This window comes from Nisaea sp., from assembly GCF_040217065.1.
In the GTDB taxonomy this organism is placed as follows: domain Bacteria; phylum Pseudomonadota; class Alphaproteobacteria; order Thalassobaculales; family Thalassobaculaceae; genus Nisaea.
Genome location: NZ_JAVJNX010000003.1, coordinates 1 through 19010 on the forward strand (window position 1 = coordinate 1; position 19010 = coordinate 19010).

At 63.6% G+C, this 19010-nt stretch carries 15 protein-coding genes; 1 reads left to right on the forward strand and 14 read right to left on the reverse strand.

Going from position 1 to position 19010, the window contains the following annotated elements; translation table 11 throughout:
- Nucleotides 1-373: 373 nt before the first annotated feature.
- From RH950_RS01005 to RH950_RS01055, 11 genes are all read right to left on the reverse strand, one after another.
- A complete protein-coding gene (locus tag RH950_RS01005) occupies nt 374-1468 on the reverse strand; it encodes a polyamine ABC transporter substrate-binding protein (protein WP_350052803.1) in 1095 nt (364 codons plus the stop codon).
- A gap of 243 nt (nt 1469-1711) precedes the next feature.
- The gene (locus RH950_RS01010) at nt 1712-2725 is read right to left on the reverse strand and encodes an Ldh family oxidoreductase (protein ID WP_350052805.1); all 1014 of its coding nucleotides are present in this window, start codon (nt 2723-2725) and stop codon (nt 1712-1714) included.
- Between the two features lie 79 nt (nt 2726-2804).
- Nucleotides 2805-2942, reverse strand: a complete 138-nt coding sequence (locus RH950_RS01015; protein WP_350052807.1) for a hypothetical protein — start codon at nt 2940-2942, stop codon at nt 2805-2807.
- A gap of 13 nt (nt 2943-2955) precedes the next feature.
- Nucleotides 2956-4989, reverse strand: a complete 2034-nt coding sequence (locus RH950_RS01020) for a TRAP transporter large permease subunit (RefSeq protein WP_350052809.1) — start codon at nt 4987-4989, stop codon at nt 2956-2958.
- A 91-nt stretch (nt 4990-5080) separates the two neighbouring features.
- Complete coding sequence (locus RH950_RS01025; RefSeq protein ID WP_350052811.1) at nt 5081-6106, reverse strand: TRAP transporter substrate-binding protein; 1026 nt, start codon at nt 6104-6106, stop codon at nt 5081-5083.
- Nucleotides 6107-6452: 346 nt separating this feature from the next.
- Nucleotides 6453-7052 carry a 2-hydroxychromene-2-carboxylate isomerase gene (locus tag RH950_RS01030; RefSeq protein ID WP_350052813.1) on the reverse strand — a complete coding sequence of 200 codons (600 nt, stop codon included), beginning with the start codon at nt 7050-7052 and terminating at the stop codon, nt 6453-6455.
- Nucleotides 7053-7164: 112 nt separating this feature from the next.
- Complete coding sequence (locus RH950_RS01035) at nt 7165-8097, reverse strand: ornithine cyclodeaminase family protein (RefSeq protein ID WP_350052815.1); 933 nt, start codon at nt 8095-8097, stop codon at nt 7165-7167.
- On the reverse strand, nt 8094-8633 hold the full coding sequence (locus RH950_RS01040) for a GNAT family N-acetyltransferase (RefSeq protein WP_350052816.1): 540 nt from the start codon (nt 8631-8633) through the stop codon (nt 8094-8096). The genes RH950_RS01035 and RH950_RS01040 overlap by 4 nt, the downstream gene beginning before the upstream one ends.
- Nucleotides 8630-10264 (reverse strand): acyl-CoA synthetase, encoded by a 1635-nt coding sequence (locus tag RH950_RS01045; RefSeq protein WP_350052818.1) that lies wholly within the window; start codon nt 10262-10264, stop codon nt 8630-8632. Before RH950_RS01045 ends, RH950_RS01040 begins: the two co-directional genes overlap by 4 nt.
- Nucleotides 10265-10385: 121 nt before the next feature.
- A complete protein-coding gene (locus tag RH950_RS01050) occupies nt 10386-12413 on the reverse strand; it encodes an elongation factor G (protein WP_350052820.1) in 2028 nt (675 codons plus the stop codon).
- 182 nt (nt 12414-12595) lie between these two features.
- Complete coding sequence (locus RH950_RS01055; RefSeq protein WP_350052822.1) at nt 12596-14311, reverse strand: FAD-dependent oxidoreductase; 1716 nt, start codon at nt 14309-14311, stop codon at nt 12596-12598.
- Between the two features lie 105 nt (nt 14312-14416).
- Here RH950_RS01055 and RH950_RS01060 point away from each other — a divergent pair, with 105 nt between their 5' ends.
- On the forward strand, nt 14417-15163 hold the full coding sequence (locus tag RH950_RS01060; protein ID WP_350052824.1) for an SDR family NAD(P)-dependent oxidoreductase: 747 nt from the start codon (nt 14417-14419) through the stop codon (nt 15161-15163).
- Here the strand turns inward: RH950_RS01060 and pyrF are convergent.
- The 3 genes from pyrF to RH950_RS01075 all read right to left on the reverse strand — a co-directional run bounded on the left by pyrF (nt 15160) and on the right by RH950_RS01075 (nt 18935).
- Complete coding sequence (gene pyrF, locus RH950_RS01065; protein ID WP_350052826.1) at nt 15160-16068, reverse strand: orotidine-5'-phosphate decarboxylase; 909 nt, start codon at nt 16066-16068, stop codon at nt 15160-15162. The two genes, RH950_RS01060 and pyrF, sit on opposite strands and share 4 nt — an antisense overlap.
- A 78-nt stretch (nt 16069-16146) precedes the next feature.
- A complete protein-coding gene (gene pyk / locus RH950_RS01070) occupies nt 16147-17562 on the reverse strand; it encodes a pyruvate kinase (RefSeq protein ID WP_350052828.1) in 1416 nt (471 codons plus the stop codon).
- A gap of 71 nt (nt 17563-17633) precedes the next feature.
- The gene (locus RH950_RS01075) at nt 17634-18935 is read right to left on the reverse strand and encodes a glycerate kinase type-2 family protein (protein ID WP_350052830.1); all 1302 of its coding nucleotides are present in this window, start codon (nt 18933-18935) and stop codon (nt 17634-17636) included.
- Between the last annotated feature and the right edge of the window lie 75 nt (nt 18936-19010).

A 19010-nucleotide genomic window follows, 5' to 3' on the forward strand; every position in this document is an offset into this window, starting at 1 on the left:
CCCCGAACCAAAATCCCAAACAAAACCAGAGACTTCGATCCCCGCCGCCGCGCCCCACTCAGTGGTCCGCTCCGCGACGGGAGGCGCCTTATACGACCCACCCACACAAACCGTCAAACACTTATTTGCAAAAAAATGACACAAATCCGGAAATCGTAGGAAAACCCTCGGAAACCAAATCGAAACACCCGCCAAAGGCCAGGTGGCAGTGCCGCTGCCTCCCTCCTTGCCTCCGCAACACCCCACAGCCCCGCCCGCAATCGGCCATAGTGGATAGGCCGGTAAAACGCGTTGCGGGCGCCAGGGCTGCCCCTGACGCCCGCAGGTCGTCGTTAGGTTAATCCGGACCGTATGGCCCGGCGAGACCGGACGCTTACTGACCGGCCTTGAGCTTCGTCCAGCTGCGCTTCAGCAGCCTGTCATACCGGGCCGAGCGGGCCAGGGTCGGGAACAGGTTCTGCTTGATCGCGTCCGTCGGATAGACCGACGGGTTGTTCCGGACCGCCTCGTCGACCAGCGGCAACGAGGCCTTGTTCGCATTGGCATAGAGCACATAGTTCGAGATATCCGCCGCGATCTGCGGCTGCATCACGAAATCGATGAAGGCATGGGCATTTTCCGGATGCGGTGCATCGGCCGGGATGGCCAGCATGTCGAACCAGACCACAGCGCCTTCCTTCGGGATCACATACTGCACCTCGACGCCCTGCTTGGCCTCCGCGGCCCGGTCGGCCGCCTGCAGGATGTCGCCTGAATAGCCCATGGCCAGACAGGTCTCGCCGTTCGCCAGGTCGTCGATATATTGCGAGGAATGGAAATAACGGATGTGCGGACGGATCGTCGCCATCAGTTCTTCGGCCCTGGCCAGGTCATCCGGCGACTCGCTGTTCGGATCGAGGCCGAGATATTTCAGCGCCGTCGCCATGACATCGGTCGGTGCGTCCAGCAGGCTGACCCCGCAATCGGCCAGCCTGGAGACCACCGCCGGGTCGAAGAACAGGGCCCATGTATCGGTCGGCATGCTGCCGAGCCGCTCGGTGATGGCCTTCACATTGTAGCCGAAGCCGGTGGTGCCCCACATATAGGTGACGGCATGCTGATTGCCCGGATCATGCAGCGCCACCCGGTCGCTGATCACCGGATCCATGTTCTTCAGGTTCGGCAACAACGCCGGATCCAGCTTCCGGAACACGCCGGCCTTGATCTGGCGCTCCAGGAAGTTGGCGGTCGGCACGACCACATCATAGCCGGTCGACCCGGTCAGCAGCTTGGCCTCGACGATCTCGTTGCTGTCGAAGACATCGTAATTGACCTTGATACCGGTTTCCGCCTCGAATTTCTGAATCGTGTCCTCGGCGATGTAATCGCTCCAGTTATAGACATTCAGAACCTTCTCTTCAGCGTTGGCGATCCCGCCAATCACTGTCGCGGCAACGGCGACCGCCGCGACTATTCCCCGTGAAACCATAGCGACTGCTCCTCTCTCGGCTCTGCAGATCCCCTGCATCCCTAATGCCATAGCTCCGGGCCCCGGTCACGCGGAATGCCGTGCGGGATATAACGGATGGCGCGCATTAAAGATTGATCATGCGCCCGCATACGCTATGATGACATCACTCCAAATGCCTCAGGGCAAGTCCAAGCCTCCGCCCTGTTCGACTTGGCGCCGGGCGCGTGAAGACGCGACCCGGTCCATTTTTATCCGCCCCCGTCAGCCGGCCGCAAGATCCTGCAGGGTCCGGGACAGGCTCTGCGGAATCCGGATGCCATCCCGCGCCGTTGTCGCCCGCGCCTTGCGCCGCCGGTCGCCCGGCAGCCGCACCCCGTCATCCGACAGCATGCGCTCGAACAGCAGATCAGCATGGGCCGCAAACCCCGCAGCATCTCCGAACCGGGCCGGGTCCAGGGCGATGATCAGCTCTCCCCCGACCGGCGGGCCGCCATCGCCATTATCCGCCGCCTCGGCCTCGAAGCTCAGCTTGTCACCGATCAGGGCCCCCACCAGCAGCTCGACCATCATGGCCAGCGCCGCCCCCTTGTAGCCGCCGAAGGCAAGCTGCGCGCCACCATCGAGGATGGCCTTGGGATCCGTCGTATCCTTGCCGTTGCGGTCAATGCCGGCGCCATAGGGCACGGCATGGCCGTCCCGCGCGGCGATCATGATCTCCCCCCGTGCCATGGTCGAGGACGCCTGGTCGAAGACCATCGGATGCTTGCCCGGCCGCGGCCAGGCAAAGGCCATCGGATTGGTGCCGAAGATCGGCGTGCGGCCGCCCGGCGCGACGACATAGGGAAAGGCCGCGGTGAAGGCGAAGGCGACCAGCCCCCGCTCGGCCAGCGCCTCGGTTTCCGGCCAGAGGGCGGCAAAATGATAGATATCCTTCAGCGCCAGCGCTGCGATGCCGTTGCTTTTCGCCCGCTCCACCAAGGCAGCCCGACCGACCTCCAGCGCCAGGGGCGCAAAGCCGCCATCCCCCGCCACCCGGACCACCGACGGCGCCAGATCGCTGACCGCCGGCCGCGCCGTACCGTTCGCCTTGCCGCTTTTCAGCGAGGCAACATAACCGGGGATCCGGAACAATCCATGCGAATGGCAGAGATCACGCTCCGCCGCGGTGACGATATCTGCCACCGCGCGCGCATTCTCCTCATCCGCGCCGTGCCGTTTCAGGCACCGCACCGCAAGGGCGTGGGCCTCTTCCAAACTCATCGTGACTGACTGCATCAGCTCCCTCCATCCGTCTTCCCGCAGAAAAGCACGGAAAGACGGATCTTGGAATCCGCTTCAGGCCGGATTACCCCGTTCAGGAAAATCCGTCTGCAACCGCGAACAGGAAGGCGATGAGGGCCAAGCCTATCAGGATCCCGATCACAGTCGGCGCGATCCCGTAGGACCCGGCGATGGCGTCTTCGTCATCCTCGTGCTGGTCATATAGCGACATGGGAAATCTCCGATCAATTCAGCAATTGTGGCATCCACAGCGCAATTTGCGGGAAGAACATGACCAGCAGCATGCCGACGATCTGCAGCCCGATGAACGGAATGACACTGACAAAGATCTCCTGCAGCGTGACGTCCCGCGGAGCCACCGATTTCAGCCAGAAACAGGCCGGTCCGAAGGGCGGGCTGAGGAAATAGATCTGGATGTTCATGACGAACAGGATGCCGAACCAGACAGCGGCCCATTCCGGCTCCAAGCCAAGCTCGGGCGCCAGGTCCCGGACCACCGGCGCGAAGACCGGCACGGTGATGAAGATGATCGCGATCCATTCCATGAAGGTGCCGAGGATGACCAGGATCGCCATCATCACGAAGATCGTGCCGAGCGGCCCCAGGCCGGCCCCCTTGATCAGGCTCCGCATGAAATCGGCGCCGCCGATCAGATTGTAGAGACCGACGAACGCAACCGCGCCGAGGATCAGCCAGATGATCGTCCCGACCACCGACATCGTGTTGGCGAGACAATCGCGGATCAAGCCGTAGTTGAACTGGAACCGGACGGCGGCAACGATGATCGCTCCGAAGACACCGACCGCTGCGGCTTCCGTCACACTGGTGATGCCGCCATAGATCGAGCCCATGACACAGATGATCAGCATGATGCTCAGGGCAACAGCCCAGACCTGGTGACGCCCGAGCCTGGTTTCCTCACCGGTCCGCGCGGCAATCTCGGCCGCCGTCGGGGCCAGATCGTGGTTCAGGTTGCAGCGGATCAGGACATAGGACACGTAGAATGCGGCGAGCATGAGCCCCGGAATGAAGCCGGCCGAGAACAGGTCGCCGATCCCGACATTGGCGCTCAGCCCGTAAACGATCATGACGATGGAGGGCGGAATCAGGGTGGCCAGGGCGCCGGCCGCGCAGATCAGGCCGATCGTCAACTTGCGGTCGTAACCCAGGCGCAGCATCTGCGGCAAGGCCACCAGACCCAGCATCACGATCTCGCCCCCCATCACACCGGACATGGCAGCCAGAATGACCGCCACGATCGTGGTCTGCAGGGCGACGCCGCCACGCAGGCCGCCGGCGAAGATCGACATGGCATCGAACAGATCCTGTGCGATTCCGGCCCGCTCCAGGATGGAGGCCATCAGAACGAAGAACGGCACTGCCACCAACGGGTATTTTTCCAGCAGGTCCATCGCGTTGGTGGAAACGAGATACATGCCGGTGGTGCCGTAAAACATCAGCGCACAGACGACGGAGATGATCAGGGTGACGATGCCCAGCGGCATTCCCGTCATCATCAGCGCCAGCAGCGCGGCGACAATCAGCAGCGAGATCGTCGCGATACCGACCTCATCGCGGTCGACCCTGAATTGATCGACGAAGGCACTGCCATTCTCGGCAAGTGTCTCCTCAAAACCATACCAGAGGCTTTCGGTTCCGCCGTAATGGCCAAAGATCTGCAGCAGCAGCCGGAGACAGAGCAGCGTCATAACGGCCAAGACGGCGACCTGAAGCGGACGTGTCCTGAAATGACGCCTCAGATTGACCAGCAACTGCATCAGGTAGAGGAACAGCCCGCTGACCAGCACGGTCTTCAGGACCATCGGCAGCGGTGAATTCCAGGCTGTCCCGCCGCGTTCCGTCAGATCGATACTCTCGAGCGCACGGATCAGGGTGTCCGATACCAGCATGTAGAGCGCGAAGACGCCGACCACCATTGCGAACAGATCGAGCCACCACCGGACCCGGTCGGACGCCATCAGGTAGAAAACCGTGATCCCGATATGCCGCTTGCGGAGCGTCACGAAGCCGGCCGACAGCATCCATGCGGAGGCGCAAAGGACCATGACGACTTCGAAGACCCACTGGGTGGGGCTGTTGAAAACGTAGCGGGCAATCACTTCCCACAAGGTGCAGGCCGCCGCCAGCAGGTAGAGATTGCTTACTGCCAGACCGAGGAACCTGCTGACATGGTCCACAGAGCGGCTGAATGCCGCGGCAACCGGTGCCCCGACCATTATTTCAGTATGTCCGGCCATCGTGCGTGCGCTCCGTTGGACGTCAGAGAAAAACTGGGAAAGACAGGGAGCCGCCGCACCCCTACCGGGTGCGGCGGTTTCTAGAGGCGCCTTACTTCTTCAGAAGGCCGACGCTGCGCATGTAGGCGAGGTGCGCATCCAGGGCTTCCTGCGCCAACGGAGACTTGGCAGCGAAATCATGCCAGGCGCCGACTGCGATCTCGCGGAACTTGGCGCGTTCTTCCGTCGACCAATCGACCACCGTGATGTCTCCCCCGGCCCGCTGCTCGGCGGCAATGGCGCGGTCCTGCAAATCGGCGTCGCGCCGCATGGCGTCATAAGCGGCCGAATACCAGACCTCGAGCGCCGTCTGGCCTTCCTTGCCGAGCTTGTCCCAGACCTTCTTATTCACGATGAACTGGAGGACCGCCATGGAGTGGATCCCCGGATAGATCGGGAACTTGGCCACCTTGTACATGCCGGAGGCGTGGTTGTTGACGTGGGCCGATGCATCAGCAGCGTCGATCACGCCTTTCTCGAGCGCCGTGTAGACTTCGGAGAATGGCAGCGACACCGGAGCCGCGCCGGCACGTTTGAACACTTCGGCTGCAAGGCCTTCCGGAGAACGAACCTTCACACCCTTCATATCGGCAACGGTATTGATCGGAACAGTCGAAACGAAGGCTTCCTTGGCATAGGGGCCACAGCCGACGACATGGACTTTGCCCTTGGTGTATTTGTCATACAGCTTCTGAAGGATTTCCTTGCCGCCGCCATGCATACAGAAGGTGCGAACCTGGTCGACGGTATCGTATCCGGCGATCAGATCGCCGATCACTGCAAAGGCCGGATCACGACCGGAGAAATAGCTCACCGCGTTCAGATCGCCGTCGAGGATCCCGTTCGCAACCGCATCGATCGTCTCGCGATGGGGTACAACCGCCTTCGTCGGAAGCACCTCTATCATCACCGAACCGGCGGTCATCTCACCGAGCTTCGGCGCCCAGTTATCCGTCATGAAGCGGTGCGCCCAATCTCCCGCTTTCGAACTTGCCTGTACTTTCAGTGTTTTCGCTTCGGTCATGCCGGTCATGGCGACAAGCATGGCGGCGCTCAGGATCGCGATTCCGCGTTTCATTCTAGTCCTCCCTTTATGGCCGACCCAATTTGGCTGGGCCGTTCTTTGGAACCCCATCCGCGACAAACGGTGTTTCCCCGTCGGCCGGAATAAAAGCTCGTTGCACCGGCAACCGTAAGGGAGGAGGCCCGTCGAGCCAAGGAACAACGTATACGTCACCCCTGCCAAATTGGAATGATTGCCTTCAGGCAGGCGACACCCGCCCGATTCCGAACGCGCTGTTATCGGCTCTCAGTCCAGCCATAGCCTCAAAAACCGGCCCGGCCTGCCGCGGTTCAGCAGGGCATCAGCGTATCCGCAGGATACCGGCGGCACGCGCGGTGACAGCCGGCCGGAAACCCGGCGTTCAGACGGCGCCGAGTTTCTCGGCGACGAAATCGAGCCGGTCCTGCCCCCAGAACAGTTCCTCGTCGATGATAAAGGACGGGGCACCGAAGACACCGCGATGCAGCGCCAGTTCGGTATCTTCCTCAAAAGCGGCCTTGGTCTCCTCGCTCTGGGCTGCCTGCACCAGAGCCGCGCCGTCGAGGCCGGCTTTCTGGCAGCATTCCGCCAGAACCGCTTCATCGTCAATCGACCGGTCCTGCTCCCAGAGGCACTCCAGGATCAGTGTCGACAGCAGCAGGGCGTCACCCCCGGCGCGCCGGGCAGCGGTTACCAGATGCGCCGACAGGGGTGTCTTTGCCGGGAAATTCTCCGGCTCGATGATGAGCGGCAGATTGAGGCGCTTCTTCCAGCGGGCCAGTTCAACCAGCCTGTAGGCCCGGCGCTGTGGCGCCCTCTTCGGCAGCGGCAATCCGCCGGACTGGGCAAAGATCTGCCCGAAATTGACCGAATAGACAGTCACCTCGGCGCCGACCTTCTGGGTCATCGCCATGAACCGGCGGGCCCCCAGATAGCTCCACGGGCTGGAAGTGGTCATAAAGTAGTCGACGGTCACGGTCATGGTCCGGCTTCCTCGTTGAGGTGTGTGTTCTGGCTATCAGGAACAGGCATTCTACGCCGCATTGAAGCATGCCGCGAAGCAGATAGAGTCCGGATGCTGGAAGATCACGCTTTCAACCACCGGCGGCGGCCAGGATCGCCCGTGCGGTCATCAGATCGAGATGCGCGCCGCCGCCATTCTTGAACAGGGTGATGTCCCTGTCATCCGTCCGCCCGGTCGCGCCACCAGCAAGATCGTAGAGATCCGCCCGCACATCCTCCGGCCCGATCAGCCCGGCGGCGATCGGAATGGCGAGATCACCAACATCCCTGAGCGTCGTCTCCCGGCAATCAACGAACAGCCGGGCCTTGGAGATCAGCGCATCGTCCGCCTCCCGCATCTCCGGCGTGAAGCCGCCGACCAGATCCACATGGGTTCCGGGCGTCACCCATTCCCCCAGGAGGACCGGCTCACGCGCCATGGTCGCCGCGGCAACAATATCGGCATCGCCGACTGCGGCCGGCAGACTGTCGACCCGGATAACCGGCAACCCGTCCTTGCGCAGATCGGCGCAGAGATCTTCGGCCCGTCGCTGGGAGCGATTATGGATCTCGATCCGTTCAAGCCCCGGAAACAGGTCCGCATAGGCCCGGGCCAGCATACCCGCGACCTTGCCTGCGCCGAGGATGACCAGCTTGCGGCTGTCGGGCCGGGCGAGATATCGGGCGCCGAGCACCGAATCCGCCGCCGTCTTCCAGTCCGTCACCATGGTGCCGTCGAGCACCGCTTCCGGCGTGCCTGTATCGTCGGAAAAGACCAACATCGCCGCCTGCACACTCGGCAGGCCCGCCGCCTCGTTGCCCGGCATCACGCTGGCCGACTTCACGCCCATGCCGAGTCCGTCGATCCAGGCGCAGCGGGTCAGCAGTGCCGCACCGTCCCGCTCCAGCAACTGGTCCCCGATCCGGGCCCGCGGCAGACGATGACCGGCCTCGAGCGCCGCGACGATGGCCCGCCAGGACAGGCGGCCGGCAACATCCTCGGGACCGATATAGCGAAGTGTCATGCCACCTCGTCCCGGTTGATCCGGTACAGCACATGGCGCCGGAGCGGGTCCCCGGGCGGGAGCAGCGGATGATCGAAATCATCCGCCGGATCGTGCTGCATGCCGATCTTTTCCATCACCGCCCGCGACCGCATGTTCGCCGGTACGGTGAAGGAGACGATGTTCTCCAGATCCAGCGGTCCGAAAGCATGGGCGAGGGCGGCCCGGGCCGCTTCCGTGGCGAAACCCTGCCCCCAATGGGCATGGGCGAGCCGCCAGCCGATCTCGACCGCCGGCATGAAAGGCGCCTCGAAACGCGGCACGGCAAGCCCGGTGAAACCGATGAAGGCACCGGTATCTTGCCGCTCGACCGCATAGAGGCCGAAACCGCGCTCCTCGAAATGCCCCGCAATCCGGTCCGCCAGCGCGTCCAACTCTTCCCGGCCAAGCCGCTTCGGCAGGAATTCGCAGACCTTCGCCGCGGCGTTCAGTGCCGCGAATGGCGCCCGGTCCGATGCCCGCCAATGCCTGAGGATCAGCCGCTCCGTCTCGATCATCTTCCGGCCTGTTCCGCGTCGTGCAGGGCCCTCAGGTCCTTGCGCACGATCTTGCCCGTGGTCGTCATCGGCAACGCATCCACAAAGGCGACATGGCGCGGATATTCATGTGCCGCCAGCCGTGTCTTCACATGCTCCTGGATGCCCTTCGCCAGCGTATCGTCACCGGCAACTCCATCCTTCAGGACAATGAAGGCCTTCACCGCCTGGGTTCGCAGCGGGTCCGGCACGCCGATCACCGCCGCCATCGCCACCGCCGGATGGCCCACCAGACAATCCTCGATCTCGCCCGGGCCGATCCGGTAGCCCGCCGAGGTGATGACATCGTCATCGCGGCCGACATACCAGAAATAGCCGTCCGCATCGCGCACCGCCTGGTCACCGGTCAGCAGCCAGCCGCCGGCATATTTCTTCTCCGTTGCGTCGGGATTGTTCCAGTACTGCAGGAACATCACAGGATCGCCTTTCGCAATACCGACATTGCCCTGAGTCCCGTCCGGCAGGGGATTTCCGTCATCATCGACAATCGCGACATCGTGCCCCGGGATGGCCCGGCCCATCGCCCCGGGACGGACCTCCATCACATCGGCGCAATTCCCGACCACGACATTGCATTCTGTCTGGCCGTAGAACTCGTTGATGGTGAGCCCGAACGTCTCCTGTCCCCAGTCCAGCAACTCCGCGCCGAGCGTCTCACCGCCGGATACCACCGAGCGCATATCGTAACTGAACCGGGCGCGCGGACTCTCCACCTGGCGCATCAGTTTAAGCGCCGTCGGCGGCAGGAAGCTGTTCCGGACGCCGTGCTCCTGCATCAGCCAGAACGCCTCTTCCGGATCGAACTTGCGGGCCCGGTAGGCAAGCACCGGCACGCCGTGATGCCAGGCCGGCAGCAGCACGTCGATCAGCCCGCCGATCCAGGCCCAGTCGGCCGGGGTCCAGAACAGATCCCCCGGTTTCGGGAACAGCCGGTTCGGCAACTCGATGCCCGGCAGATGGCCGAGCAGAACGCGGTGGGCATGCAGCGCGCCTTTTGGCGGCCCGGTCGTCCCGGAGGTATAGATAATGAGGGCCGGATCGTCCGCCTTGGTATCGACGATGTCAAAGCCGTCCGAAGCCCGCTCCAGCGCCGGCGTTAACGCGGCGAAGTCATCGCCGTTCGCCGTCATGTCGGTGACGAAGATATGGCGCAGCGCCGGGACCTGATCCCGAAAGCTCCGGATCTTCGCCAGCCCCAGCTCATCGGTGACCACGGCGGACGCGCCGGAATTGACCAGCCGGTAGACCAGCGCTTCCTCGGCGAAGAGCGCGAAGAGCGGCACCGCGATCATTCCGGCCTTGTAGATTGCTGTATGGGCGAAGGCGGTTTCCGGGCGCTGCGGCAGCAGGATCGCCACCCTGTCCCCGCGCTTGATGCCGCTGGCCTGCAGCACGTTCGCAAACCTGCTGGAGGCTTTCGCGATGTCGCCGAAACTGTAGCGGTCGATCGTGCCGTCTTCTGTCCGGTAGATCAGCGCCGGGGCGCCCGGGTTTTGCCGGTCCGCAATATCCCGGCCGATATTGTAACGCTCCGGAATACGCCATTCGAAGGCGCGGCGGATCTCGTCGTAAGTGCTGCCGTTCGGAAGCATGTTCTGAGTTCCCTCCCCAAGGAATCAGGCCAAGAAGTCAGGAAGGGAAAAAGATCATGGAATGAGGCGCCCGGCCAGTGGAAAGCCGGTGCAACCTCATCACACTGTTCCAGTGACGCGTTCACCCCGTCGCGACGGCCGTTCTGCCTTCCACCACCTGATCGGCGATCCGTCCGGTCAGTTCCGCCAGATGATCGAACGCGCCGTCATAGAAACCGATCCCGCCGGTATGGGATCGGATCTCGATGATCAGGTCCCGGGTCTCGCTCTCCGGCAGATAGGCCGCGATCTCGTCCCAGCCATTCCAGTCTTCCTTGGCCTGGAAGCCGAGGATCTGGCCGCGCCGTCCGGTAATGATCCGCTGCACCCGCGCGGTCGCATCGTTCGGCACGGAAATCACCACTTTCTGGATCGGCTCCAGCAGCACCGGCTTGCACTTGGGCAGACCCTCGTTCATGGCCATGCGGGCCGCCGTCTTGAAAGCCATGTCGGAGCTGTCGACCGCATGGGCCGAGCCGTCATAAAGCTCCACCGCCACGTCAACGACCTCGAAACCGAGCGGGCCGCGGCGCATGAAATCCTTCACCCCCTCCTCGACGGCCGGGATGTACTGTTTCGGCACCGAACCGCCGACAATGCTGTTCTTGAAGGCAAAGCCCTCGCCCCGGCCGAGCGGCGCAATCTTGATCTTCACGTCGCCGAACTGGCCGTGACCGCCGGTCTGCTTCTTGTGGCGCGCATGCTGCTCCGCGCTCTTGCGGATCGATTCCTTGTAGGGCACACCGGGCTCGCGGGCCTCGACCTGCAGCTTGAAGCGGCTTTCCAGCCGCTCGATCATCACCCGCAGATGCGTGTCGCCCTGTCCCCGGATCACCAGTTCCCCGAGATCGGCATTGTGCTCCACCCGGAAAGACGGATCCTCCTCCGCAAGCTTGGTCAGCGCGCCGGAGAGCTTCACCTCGTCGCCGCGATTGGCCGGCGTGATGGCAAGGCCGTAGACCGGCTGCAGCGGCTCCGGCCAGTCCAGCACGGCCGATCCGCCCGGAGTCAGCAGATCCCCGGTCTTGATTTCGTCCATCCGGCCGAAGGAAACGACATCCCCTTCCGACGCGGAACCGCATTTATCCATCCTGGCGCCGGTCACGCGGTTGATGCCGCTGACCCGCTGGCCGTTCAGCTCCTCGCCATCCTTCACCGTGCCGTGCCAGACCCGGACATAGGAGAGTTTTCCCATATGGGCCGCATGTACGGTCTTGAAGACCTGGCAGACCGCATTGTCGACCGGGCTGATGCCGAGCCGATCGGCTGTCGCCGCAACCCCCGGCGCCTCATGACGCAGGGTCTTGAGCAGCCGCTGGATACCGTGATCCTTCTCCGCCCCGCCAAGCAATACCGGGACAACCAGATCGCCCTGCAAGGTTTCGGTCAGCTGGCCGTAGACGTCCGGCGCCGCCGGCTCGACATCCTCCAGCAACTGTTCCAGCAGCGCGTCGTCGAAATCCGACAGGGTCTCCAGCATCTCGTTGCGGGCTTCCCTCTCCCGGTCCGCCACCGCGTCCGGGATCTGCACCAGCTTCGAGGGCTTGCCGTTCTGATACTGGTAGGCCCGCTCGCTCACCAGATCGACATAGCCGGTCACGGCGTCGCCCTCGCGGATCGGCACCTGGCGCAACGCCACGGGCCGGTCGGAAACGTCCTGCAGCGCATGCACGATATCGCGCATGCGGTCGTTCGAGTCCTCGATCTTGTTGACGAAGATCACATGCGGGATGTCATGAGCATCGAGAAACTTGAGGTAGGGGGTGAGGGCCGCCGCCTTGCCGATTTCGGGATCGGCCACGACGATCACGATATCGGCGACCATGCAGGCATTGCGCATGTCCTGGTTGAAGTCGAGACCGCCAGGCGTGTCGATGAAGATCCAGTCCTCATCCAGATATCGGCCGCGCCCGAGGGTAAGCTCCGTGCTTGCCTGGCGCTTGCGGGACTCCTCGGCATTATCGCCGACTGTCGTACCGTCCCTGACGGACCCTTTCTTGTGCAGGGCCCCCGTCGCAAGGAGCAGCGCCTCGAAAAGCGAGGTCTTGCCGCTCAGATAGGGACCCACGAGCACCGCGCACCGGGGTGTGTCTCCACTCTTGTCTGCCATTGTATCCTCCCTGTGGTTTGCCGGTTCCGGGTCCACGATAGGACCAGTCCGGCCCGCTTCTTTTCGAGGCGGTTGCAAGCCGGCGGTAGGCGCCGGCACCAGGGAGCGGCGCAAGCGCACACGCCACCGTCATTCCCGCACTTCCGGCGGCAAGAGGCAAGGAGATTCGCCGATTCGCGGGGTCAGGAATTGGCCCCCGACATGTGCCGCGCGGCGATGTAGCCGAAGGTCACGGCCGGCCCGAGCGTGATGCCACCACCCGGATAGTTTCCACCCATGATGCTCTCCGCATCATTGCCGGCGGCGTAGAGCCCGGGAATGGGTGTCCCGTCGCCGTTCAGCACCCGGGCGTTGCCGTCCGTGGTAAGGCCCGCAAAGGTTCCCAGATCGCCTATTTCCAGCCGGACGGCGTAATAGGGGCCCTTTCCGATCGGCGCCACGCAGGGATTGGGTCTGTGCTCCGGATCGCCGAGCGAGCGATTGTAGGAGGTGCTGCCCCTGCCGAATTCCGGATCTTCCCCCTTTGCCGCCGGGCCGTTATAGGCCGCGACCGTCGCCCTCAATGCCGCGGGATCGGCACCGATGGCGCCTGCCAGATCTTCCAGAGTCCGGCCGGTCAGCAGGTAACCGCTTCTGATATGGGGGCGGAACGGCACCGGGTATGGCTTCACGTAACCCAGCCCGTATTTCCGGAGCGTCCGGTGATCGACGATGAAATAGGCGCAGATCTCGCCGCCTTCCTCAGTGCAGCGCGCATACATGGCCTGGCAGAAATCATGATAGGAGTCCGCCTCGTTCACGAACCGGCGGCCGGAACGGGTTACGGCGATGACACCGGGTTTCGAACGGTCGACGAAATGCGGAAAGGTGCCGCGGGTTCCGTCCGGCCAGACAGGGCGCGAGATCGGCACCCAGGCGGCGGCGTTGGGCAGATCCTCGCGGACAGACGCACCGACGCTCTCCCCGAGGCGCAATCCATCGCCGGTATTGCCGGGCGGGGCCGGACTCAGATGCTCATGGCCCGACGGGGCATGCGGAAAGAGCGCGGCGCGGCGGCGGACATCCTGCGGAAACCCGCCGGCGGCCAGTACCACGCCCTTGCGCGCCATGACCTCGACCTGGCCTTCGGGTGTTTCCACAACAGCGCCGGTCACCCGGCCCGAATCGTCCCGCAGAATCTTGCGCACCGGTGCCCGGGTGCGGATCTCCACACCCTTGTCGAAACAGGATTTCGCCAGCCGGGCGACCAGTGCATTGCCGTTCATCAGGCGCATGGAGCGGCCGTGGAACAGCAGGTCGCGCATATATTTGCAGAACAGCACGGCGACGAAGAAGGCGGAGACCGGCGAGCGCGTCACGTTGAAAAAATGCAGCAGTTCCTTGCCGGTGCCGATCATCATGCCAAGGAAGGTGATTTCCTTCAGCGGCTTGCGCAGCCGCTTGATCTCGCCCCCCAGCGCCCGGCCGTCGAAAGGCCGGGCGACGATGGACCGGCCGCCATCAAGGCCGCCCGGTGCATCGGGATGATAATCCGCGAAGGTCGGCCCCAGATCGAATTGCAGGCTGGTCTCGTTCTCGAAGAACTCGACCGCCTTCGGGCCGGCATCGAGGAAAGCGTCCACCCGTTCCGGGTCGTAGAAGTCTCCGGCTTCGTGCTTGAGATAGGTTTCCGCCAACTCCCGGCTGTCCTCCACCCCGGCGCGCTTCGCCGGTGCATTCACCGGAATCCACATCCAGCCGCCTGACCGGGCCGAGGTTCCGCCGAACACCGGCTCCTTTTCGACCACCAGAACCCTGAGCCCGCGATGGGCCGCCGACACGGCGCTGGCCAACCCGCCAGCACCGGATCCGACCACCAACACATCGACGGCTTCCTGCCGGCGCCCCTGTCTCGTCATCAACATCCTCCCCTTGCGTGTTTTTTCTTTCGATTCTACCCCCTTCCCGGGGCCGGTCCATCGCCGTATTTGTCATGGAGCCGTTCGTGGCGGGGGAGGAATGACATGATCGAAAACAAACTGGCGCTCGTGACCGGCGCCGGACAGGGGCTTGGCGCCGCCATTGCAGGTGGTTTCGCCGACAAAGGCGCCCGGGTGATCTGCGCGGATATTGACGCAGGGGCCGCCCGTTCGGCAGCGCGTGACATTGAAGCCGGCGGCGGAACCGCCTTCCCGATGCAGCTCGATGTCTCGGACCGGGTGGCCACAGACCGGGCCGCGGCAGAATGTGCAGAACGGCACGGGCCCATCGACATTCTGATCAACAATGCCGGAATCTGCCCGCGCAACCGGATCGACAGTCCAGATGTCGAGGAAACCTGGCGCCGGGCGATGGCCGTCAATCTCGACGGCACCCTGCACATGAGCCTGGCCTTCGTGGCCCAGCTCCGCGCGACCCGTGGCGTGATCGTGAACATGGCCTCGGTCGCGGCCTTCGTCTCGACCGCCACGTCGCTGGCCTATTCGACATCAAAGGCAGGGGTAAAGATGCTGACCCAGAGCCTCGCCCAGGAACTTGCGGCGGACGGTATCCGGGTGAATGCCATCGCGCCCGGGCCGATGAAGACGGACATTACCCTGCCGACCCGGGAAGATCCCGAGCGCTACCGGCAGTTCCTGACCCGGATTCCGCTCGGCCGGTTCGGCGATCCGGAGGAACTGGTCGGCCCCGCCCTGTTCCTCGCCTCCGACATGTCGACCTATGTCACCGGCACCACGCTGGTGGTCGATGGCGGGTATCTCGCGGTTTAGGTCGCGACTGCTTCACCCAGCTCGGTGACCGCCTTGCCGATGGCGGCATCGATAGCCCGTTCCCAATCTGTTGCGCTGTTCGTATCGCTGCCGGCCGGGAACAGGATGCCGCGCGAAGAATTCACAATACCGCCCTCCAGACCGTTTGGCCCGGGAACGAATCCGCTGACCGCCTCCTTCGCGCTACCGCCCTGGGCACCGTAGCCCGGCACCAGGAATACGGCCCGCGGCATGATTTGCCGGATACGTTCCGCCTCGCCCGGATATGTCGCCCCGACCACCACGCCAAGCGAAGACCAGCCGGTCTTCTCTCCGGCAAGCTCTTCCACTTTCGCATTCAGCGTGTCGGCCACGGTCTCGGCCAGACTACGGTTGCCGATCTTGAGATCCTGAAAGTCTCCCGAGCCGGGATTGCTGGTCTTCACCAAGACGAAGAGGCCACGTCCATATGTCCGCGCCGATCGGAAGAACGGCTCCAGCGTATCCATACCAAGATAGGGGTTCAGGGTCAGGGCATCTGCAGGCATCGGCGCGTCAGGTATCAGATGCGCCCCCGCATAAGCGTCCGCCGTACTGCCGATATCGCCGCGCTTGGCATCAAGCAACACCAGCATCCCGTGCTTGCGGGCATGGGCGCAGACTTCTTCCAATGCCCGGATACCGCGCCAGCCCATACGCTCGAAGAAGGCGATCTGCGGCTTCACCACGGCAACTTTGCCCGTCGAGCGATCCAGCACCGCCTTCAGGAAGGCTTCCACGGCGGGCGCCGTGAGCGGATTGCCCGGCGACATGTCGCCGTCGCGGAACAGGGGCGGAATGCGGTCAAGATAGGGGTCGAGGCCAACACAAAGCGGGTTGCCGAGCGCGCGCACGCGTTCGATCAGGGCATCGCCAAAATGCTGCATGGAAATCTCCGGAGAAGTTTCCAGCTTGTAAGGCAAACCCTCCCGCCCTGTCCAGAGGCACCGGGGCAGAAAACCCGGTCAGAGAATACGTTCGACCCGGAGCACGTTCGTAGAACCCGGCGTGCCCATCGGGACTCCGGCGGTAATCACGATCTTGTCGCCGGCAGCGCCGAATTCCTCCGACTTCGCCACCTCGACCGCCCGCTTCACCACAGCCGAGAAGCGCTGTTCCTGCTCGACATGTACCGCGTGCACGCCCCAGGCCATGGCCAGACGCCGGGCCGTTCGCTCGTTCGCGGTCACGCAGAGAATCGGCACCGCCGGCCGTTCCCGCGAGGCCCGGACCGTGGTCGATCCGGATGTGGTGTAGGTGACGATGCAGGAAGCATTGACCGTCTCGGCCACCTGCCGCGCCGCCAGCGTGATCGCGTCGGAGACCGTGGGCTCCGGCTCGTCATGGCTGGCATTGATGATCTGCCGATAGTTCCGGTCGCCTTCGACCTCGCGAATGATGCGGCTCATCATCTCGACCGCCTCGACCGGATACTCGCCGGCCGCCGATTCCGCCGACAGCATGACGGCATCCGCCGAATCATAGACCGCCGTCGCAACGTCCGACGCCTCGGCCCGGGTCGGGGTCGGGCTGCTCACCATGGAATCCAGCATCTGCGTCGCCACCACCACAGGCTTGCCGAGAGCACGGCAGAGCTTGATGATGCGCTTCTGCAGCATCGGCACCTTTTCCGGCGGCATCTCGACCCCGAGATCGCCGCGCGCGACCATGACGCTGTCCGTCAGCTCGCAGATTTCCTCCAGCCGGTCGATGGCCTGGGGTTTCTCCAGCTTGACGATGATCGAGGCCTGGTCGCCGATCAGCTTGCGCGCCTCGGCGACATCTTCCGGACGCTGCACGAAGGAGAGCGCGACCCAGTCAACGCCGATACCGAGAGCGAAGGACAGATCCGTGCGATCCTTGGCGCTCAGGGGCGAAAGCCCGAGCATGACATTCGGGACATTGACGCCCTTGTTGTTGGAGAGCGGACCGCCGGTGATCACCTTGGTCTCGGCGTATCCGTCACCACACTTGGTCACGGTCAGCCGGATCTTGCCGTCGTCGAGCAGGAGATCGGTGCCCTTGTGGATCGCTTCGAAAATTTCCGTGTGCGGCAGGCAGACCCGCTTCTGGTCACCCGGAGCCCGGTCGAGATCGAGACGGAACTTGGCTCCCGCTTTCAATTCGATCTTGCCGTCCGCGAAACTTCCGATGCGGAGCTTCGGGCCCTGCAGATCCGCCATGATCGCGATCGGCCGGCCGGTTGTCTTCTCAAGTTCCCGGATCACCCGCAAACGCTCGGCGTGATCCCGGTGAGACCCGTGACTGAAATTCAGGCGGAATACATCCACGCCTGCCCGGAACAACTCCTCAATACGTTTCGGAGTTGAGCTCGCCGGCCCCAGGGTCGCGACGATCTTTGTGTTTCTATATCTTCTCATGACACCAGTTAAACGCGACCACGGTTACAATTCAAATCGTCATTCACGAGACACCCGGACGGTCGCTCCGGTCACTCGATCAGGATGGCGCGAAAATCATTCACATTCGTCAGGGTTGGTCCCGTCATGACAAGACCGCCAGCCTTCTGGAAAAACCCGTATCCATCATTGTCGGCGAGATAGGGTTTCGGATCGTCGAGGCCATCCTCCAGACGGTCGAAGATCTCGCCGCTCATGATACAGCCGGCATTGTCTTCCGTCCCGTCAATACCGTCGGTATCGCAGGCAATCGCGGAGATTCTGTGCCGGCAATCGGGCATGCGCTCCTGCAGCGTGACGAGCAACGAGAGCAAGAACTCGGCATTGCGCCCGCCCCGGCCGGAGCCCCGCACGGTCACCGTCGTCTCGCCGCCGGAAAGCAGCACAAGAGGCGCTTTTCCCGGCTGGCCATGCCGGGCGACCTGGGCCGCGATGGCCGCGTGCATCTTCGCCACCTCCCGGCTTTCCCCCTCGATGGCATCGCCCAGAATCAGCGCGCCATATCCCTTTGCCGCCGCAAGCTCCGCCGCGGCCTCAAGCGAGCGTTGTGGCGCCGCGACAAGGTGGGTCTCGGTACGAGCGAAGGCAGGGTCGCCGGCTTTCGGCGTCTCGGAGGCCGCGTCCAGCAGCAATGCCGCGACATGCTCGGGAAGATCGATGCCGTATTTTGCCAGGATCGCCCGGGCGTCCGACAGAGTGGACGGATCCGGCACGGTCGGGCCCGAGGCGATCACGTCAAGATCGTCGCCGGGCACATCGGAAATCGCCAGCGTCACCAGCCGGGCCGGGGCGGCCGCCGCTGCCAGCCTGCCGCCCTTGATGGCAGAAAGGTGCTTGCGGACACAGTTCATCTCGTGAATGGTCGCGCCGGATTTCAATAGCGCCCCGTTCAATTCCTGCTTTTCCTCGAAGGTAATGCCTTCGGCAGGCGCCGTCAGCAGCGCCGAGCCGCCACCAGAGATCAGGCAGACGGCAAGATCATCGGCGCCGAGCGTTTCGGCCATCTCCAGAATTCGCGCGGCGGCCGCCCTTCCCTGCTCGTCCGGCACCGGATGAGCTGCTTCGACGATCTCTATTTTCTCGCACGGAACGGCATGGTCGTAACGGGTGACGACAAGCCCTTCGAAGGCGCGTCCCGGCAAGGCTTCGAGAAGATAGTCCTCCACCGCCTTCGCCATCGCGCCGCTTGCCTTGCCCGCGCCGAGAACGACGATACGGCCGGACACCGGACGCTCGAACACCTTGTCGAGGCACGGCTTCAGACAGCGGACCGGATCTGCCGCGGCAACGGCTGCGTCGAACAGCTCCCTTAGTAATATGCCCTGCGAACCCATGATCCCTCCCCGGAAAGAGGCGGGAGTCTAGTCGGGCGCTCTGTGCCGGACAAGCGTCTGCATTCGCTTGTCAGC